Genomic DNA, 5,496 nt, shown 5'->3' with positions numbered 1-5,496 from the left:
TTCCTGGGGATCGCGGGTGGAGGGGTCGGAGGGATCGGAGGGATCGGAAGGCTGGACGGGCGGACGGGCGGACAGATGGGTCGGACTGAAGCCGGCGGGGCCGCCCCGTCGACGTGATCGGAACGCGCCGGGCCGGGCCACCGGCACGTGTCCACCGTACGGACCCCCACGGCGCCGGGCCCCACCGGTGCGGCCCCCGGACCGCCGAGCCGGGCGAGTAGGTGAGCGGGTGCGTGGCGGGACGGCCGCCGCTCAGGACGCTGTCTGGGCGAGCGGTGCGGTCCTGGCCAGGAAGGCCCGCAGGATCTCCTCCCCCGCGAGCACCCCCGCGGTCCCGAGCGCGGTCACCCCGGGCGGTGCCCAGCCCGCGTCGGCCAGTTCCCCGTGGCCGGGCCGCCAGGCGAGGTCCGCCGCCGTCAGCAGGTCGGCGTCCAGCAGTGAGTCGCCCGCGGCCAGTGTGAGCTCCGCGCCGGTGCGCCGCGCCACCTCGGCCAGCGCCGCGCTCTTCGTCAGGGCCCGGGGCACGACGTACACCTTGCGGCCCTGGAGGGAGACCGTCCAGCCGCGGCCGGCCGCCCACTCGCCCAGTTCCTCCAGCCAACCAGCGGGCAGCAGGGCCCTGTTGACCACGGCGTACGCGAAGAGGTCTTCCGCCATGCGTTCCTTGAGCAGCCAGGCGGGGTCCGCGGAGGCCGACAGCCTTTCGCGCACCTCGGCGAGCGGCGCCGACTCCTCGGCCAGCCGCCGGGCCACGCGCGCGTGCCACGCCGGGTCGCTGACGCCGTCGACCAGGATGTGGCCGCCGTTGGCGCAGATCGCGAACTGCGGTGGCGGGCACGGCAGATGGATGCGCCCGTACTGTTCCCGCGTGCGGGTCGTCGTCGGCACGAAGACCGTGGTGCGGGCGAGCGCGTCCAGCAGTCCCGCGGCCGTCTCGGTGAGGTACGACAGGGGTGTGCCCTGGTAGACCTCCACGCACAGCAGCCGGGGCGCCGCGGCGTCCGGCATGGTCAGGCCCAGCGCGGCGGCGGAGTAGATGAGGGTGCGGTCCAGGTCGCTCGCGACCAGCGCGCGTGGGCCGGTCACTGTCCCGACACCGCCCTGCCGTCCGCGCCCGTCGCCCCGCGCGTGAACTTCGGGTGGATCAACCCGACGCAGCTGTAGGGGAGTTCGTCCACCTCTTCGACCGGGACCCCGCGCTGCCGAGCGAGCAGGCGCACATGGTCGAGCTCGGCGCCCGCGCCGCGCTTGGCGAGGATCTTCCAGGGGACGCGCCGCAGCAGGACGCGCGTCGCCTCCCCGACCCCCGGCTTGACGAGGTTCACGTCGTGGATGCCGTACTCCTCGCTGATCCGCTCGACGGCCGCCCAGCCGGCCCAGGTCGGCGAACGGTCCCCGGCCAGCAGCTCCTTGACGTCCGCTTCGACGGCGTCGCCGACCTCGCCGAAGTGTGCCGCCACCGCGTCGACGAACAGGCCGGACACATCGGCGCCGGCGAGGGAGCGGTAGAACTTCGCGCCGTGGAAGTCGCCGGGACCGACGAGGTCGGAACGCAGCACGGTGCGCGAGATCAGCCCGGAGACGGTCGAGTTGAGGCAGGCGGACGGAATGAGGAAGTCCTCGCGCGTGCCGTACGTCCGCACGCACCCGCCCGGGTCCGCGAGCACCGCGATCTCCGGGTCGAACCCCTCGAACTCCGCTATCGCCGCGGTGAGTTCGCGAGTGATGGCGCCCTTGCCCGTCCAGCCGTCCACGAACACCACGTCCGCCGGGTCGTGGTGGGCGGCGAGCCACCGCATGGCCGTGGTGTCGATGCCCCGGCCCCGCACGATCGACACCGCGTAGTGGGGCAGGTCGAGACCGTGCCGGTGGGCGGCCCAGCGGCGCATCAGCACCCCGACGGGCGTTCCGGCGCGTGCCAGCGACACCAGCACGGGGCGCGGCGAGCGCTCCGTCAGGACGGTCTCGGTGACGGCGCCGACGGCCCGTGCGACACGCGCGGCCGAGGTGTCGAGCGCGGCCCGGAACAGCTCCTGGTAGGCGGCGCTCGGCTGGTACTCGACCGGCAGCGACTCCGCGTAGTGGGCGCCGCCGCTCTGGATGGCCTCCTCGCGCTCCTCGGTGGGGGCTTCGAGGTCCACGTCCGAGAGGTCCTGGAGCAGCCAGCCCACGTCGGCGGGGGCGTAGGAGGAGAAGGCGGGGCCACGCAGTGGCTCGGGCGGCATGGTGGTGTCCTGACGTTCTGGGCGAGCTGGTCGGGCCGGGTGCGCCGGTCGGGCTGACCGAACCGGGCGGGCCGGTTGGGCCGGTCGGGCTGATCCCGCCGGGCACTCCGGGAGCGTGGGGCGCGCCGGCTGCGGGACGTACGTGGGGACGACGGCCACGACCACCCGCCCGACATGTGCCGCGAGCTGGGCCAGCAGTCCGCCCGGCGCGCGCAGCTCGGGCGAGTCGCCCTCGGAGTCCACCACCAGGACGGCCGCGTCGAAGCCGCCGCCCGCGACGTTGTAGGCGTAGCTGCGGCCCGTGCCGTCCGCCGAGCCCGCGGGGAAGGCGGCCGTGTCGTGGGCGGGGAACGCGAGCCTGCTGCGTATCGCGTAGCCGGGGTCGTCGACGGCGAGCACCGGCGAGCGGGTCGTCGTGGAGTACCGCACCTCGGTGCCGCCGCCCGGCACGGTCCCCGCGCCGTCGTCTCCGAGCGCCGCCTCCAGGTGTTCCGCGATCCGCAGCGGCGCGTACATGAGTTCCTCGAAGCCGAGTACCAGCACCCGCCGGGCCCCGGTGGGCAGTGCCCGCCGGACGGCCGCCGCCATGCCGGGCAGCGCGGCCTCCAGCTCGCCGCGGTGCCCGGGGGTGAAGCCGTGCCGTCCGCCGTCGGGCAGCCCGGCCGGCCAGTCCAGGCGTACGCGGGTGACGGCGGTGGCCGCGGGCGCGGCGGCCAGCGCGGCGTAGGAGGGCTGCTGCGCGCCCTCGTGCGCCGCCACCAGCTCGCGGCCGAGGCCTAGCACCCCGTCCGGGAGCCGCACGGTGCCCGACGCCAGCGCCACCAGGTCGACCCGCGCGCCGATCTCCTCGGCGAAGGCGTCGAGCCTGCCCCGGTCCCCCGGTGAGCGCATGTCGACGAGCGCCACGATCACGTACCGGGGGCGGGGGAAGCGGGCGTGCAGGGCGCGGATGGTGTTCAGCACGGTGTTGCCGGTGGAGAACTCGTCGTCCACCAGCACCAGCGGTCCGTCGCCGGCCAACAGCGCCGGGTCCTCGGGCAGCAGCAGGTGGGAGGTGGCGTGCGAGTGGGACTCCTCGAAGCCGCCGGCGGGCGCCACGCCCGCCACGGGCCGCCGTGTCGAGTGCAGGTAGGGGGCGTCCCGGATGCCGTCGGCGACGCTGTGGCCGAGGCCGGTGGCGGTCTCCGCGTATCCGAGGACGACCGCGCGCCGCGTCGCGGCGTCGCCGAGCAGCTCGCGCACGCGCTCCCCGAGCCGTACGCCGGTCGCGTGCACGACGGCCGGGGACTGCGGCACGTGTTTGCCGAGCACGGTGGAGACCAGCAGATGGGCGCGCTTGGGGTTGTCGCGCAGCGCGAGCCCGAGCAGTCCGCGCAGGCCCTCGTCGCCGTCGAGCGACACCCGGAGCCGGTCGGACACCCAGGTCCCCGACCAGGGTCCGCCGGGCGCCGCCCGGTCGTCGCCCTGCCCCATCGGCACCTCCCGTACCGCCGTCACCGGCCGAGTCCCGCCGCGAGCAGTTCCACGAAGCCGACGTCCTCGCGGGCGACGCCGAAGGCCTCGGCGCGCTGGAGCGTCCGCTCGGCCCACGCGCGGTGCGGCTTCACCTCGTTCATCTTGTTCGTGTAGGCGGAGCGCAGCACGCCGCCGTCACCGCGCTCCGGGCGCAGGATGTCCCGCGCGTCCAGGTACTCCTCGTGGCTGACCACCGACAGCGCGTGCACCGGGATGACGTGCGACGGGTGGATGCACGTCTTGCCGAGCAGGCCGTTGGCCCGGTCGAGTTCGATCTCCCGCAGCAGCCCGTCGAGGTCGTGCTCGATCAGTGTCGTACGGAGCGACTCCGCCCGCCCCTCCAGGAAGGGGCTGCTGCGCAGCTGCGGCTTGAACATCCGCTCCTGGAGGCGGAAGTACTCCCACACGGGCCCCGTGATGGTGAAGCCGCTGCCGTCGGCGCGGCCGAGGACGTTCACCACGTCCGCGATGACGTTGGCGACGATCCCCACGTCGTACGCCGTCGTGTCGGCGGCGCGCCGCAGCCCGTACGCGGAGCAGAAGTCGGTCACTCCGAGCCGCAGCGCGAGTACGCGGTCGCGGTGCTTGTCGACGACGGACGCGATGTCGGCCAGCGTCGCCGCCCTGGTCTCCAGGTGCAGCAGCTCGGGCGACTCCAGTACGGGCATGGCGAAGAGCCGCTGCCCCGACGCGCTCTCGGCGGCGGTCAGCGCCGCCAGAAACGGTTCCCCGCGCCCGGGGGTGAACTTCGGCAGGACGAACCCGGACAGCAGCCGCACGGCGGGGCCGAGCCGCCGCACGAGATCGGTGATCTGCTCGGCGTCCCGGACGCGGATGAACAGCAGCGGTGTCCCGGCACCGCGCGCGTCCAGGTCGATGAGCTGCGTGACGAGGTTGGCCTCGCCCGCGGTCACCTCGCCGTCCGCGATGGAGTCCTCCAGGCACAGCACCATCGACCGCACGCCGAGCGCGGCCTGCTTGACGATGTCGTCCGCGAGGTGCGGCCGGGTCGCGGGGCTGTAGAGCGTGGCGCCGAGGGCCGCCGACAGCAGCGCGGCGGGGGCGTCGCGGGTGAACTCGGCCGGTTCGCGGTGGAACAGCCGCCGCCGGTCGTCCGCAGGGACATGCCCGAAATGACGCATCTGCCGTCCCCCGTACTCCCCGTAGCGCTCTTCTGGCCACTGGTTCACATGGCCGGTAATAGTACGTATGAATCAATGACGTCAGTTCCCCCGCCACGTGAAATCCTGGTTGCCGTCTTACGTGCGGGCGCCGTCGGGCGCGCGCCGGGCAGGCAGGGGGAGGGCACGCGCCGCGGGCCCGGGGTGCGCGCTCACCGGTGCCGCGTTGTCCCCCTCGGGCCGGGGAAGGCAGGATGGCCCGCATGACGCACGCGATGCTGAAGGGTTCCAACGTCCCGCTCGACGCGACGGCCGTACGGGCCGTGCTGTGCTGGACCCCGGGGCCCGGAGTCCCCGACGTGGACGCGTCGGCCCTGCTGCTTGGGCGCGACGGGCGCGTGCGGTCCGACGAGGACTTCGTCTTCTACAACCAGCCCCGCCACCCCTCGGGCGCGGTGCGGCGGCTGCCGAAGAAGCAGCGCTCCAACAGCCTGACGGACAGCGTGGAGGCCGATCTCGGCGCCCTCGACCCGTCGGTCGAGCAGGTCGTCCTGGCGGCCTCGTCGGACGACGAACCGTTCGTCCACCTCCGCGACCTGCGCATCCTGCTGTACGACGCGGCCGCGCCCGAGGGG

General features: G+C 74.4%; 4 protein-coding genes. 1 reads left to right on the top strand and 3 read right to left on the bottom strand.

All coding sequences use genetic code 11. The annotated features are described in order from the left end of the window. Positions 1-252: 252 nt before the first annotated feature. The 3 genes from LCE31_RS35960 to LCE31_RS35950 form a co-directional block, all read right to left on the bottom strand. A complete protein-coding gene (locus LCE31_RS35960; RefSeq protein ID WP_225022072.1) occupies positions 253-1,008 on the bottom strand; it encodes an HAD family hydrolase in 756 nt (251 codons plus the stop codon). 74 nt (positions 1,009-1,082) lie between these two features. Further along, positions 1,083-3,698, bottom strand: coding sequence for a phosphoribosyltransferase (locus tag LCE31_RS35955; protein ID WP_225022070.1), 2,616 nt, complete (start codon positions 3,696-3,698; stop codon positions 1,083-1,085). A 20-nt stretch (positions 3,699-3,718) separates the two neighbouring features. After that, on the bottom strand, positions 3,719-4,882 hold the full coding sequence (locus tag LCE31_RS35950; RefSeq protein ID WP_225022069.1) for an HpcH/HpaI aldolase/citrate lyase family protein: 1,164 nt from the start codon (positions 4,880-4,882) through the stop codon (positions 3,719-3,721). Between the two features lie 242 nt (positions 4,883-5,124). Between LCE31_RS35950 and LCE31_RS35945 the strand changes: the two genes are divergently transcribed. Further along, on the top strand, positions 5,125-5,496 hold a 372-nt coding region (locus LCE31_RS35945; protein WP_225022068.1), incomplete at its 3' end, for a TerD family protein.

It is taken from the genome of Streptomyces sp. 8L (genome assembly GCF_020176795.1).
GTDB lineage: Bacteria > Actinomycetota > Actinomycetes > Streptomycetales > Streptomycetaceae > Streptomyces.
Note: the sequence above shows the minus strand (reverse complement) of the source record. Positions and strands in the feature narration are given on the sequence as shown.

Bases quoted from the DNA above. Each gene is read 5' to 3' on its own strand.
- LCE31_RS35955 (WP_225022070.1), bottom strand. From the start codon at position 3,698: ATGGGGCAGGGCGACGACCGGGCGGCGCCCGGCGGACCCTGGTCGGGG.
- LCE31_RS35950 (WP_225022069.1), bottom strand. From the start codon at position 4,882: ATGCGTCATTTCGGGCATGTCCCTGCGGACGACCGGCGGCGGCTGTTC.
- LCE31_RS35960 (WP_225022072.1), bottom strand. From the start codon at position 1,008: ATGCCGGACGCCGCGGCGCCCCGGCTGCTGTGCGTGGAGGTCTACCAG.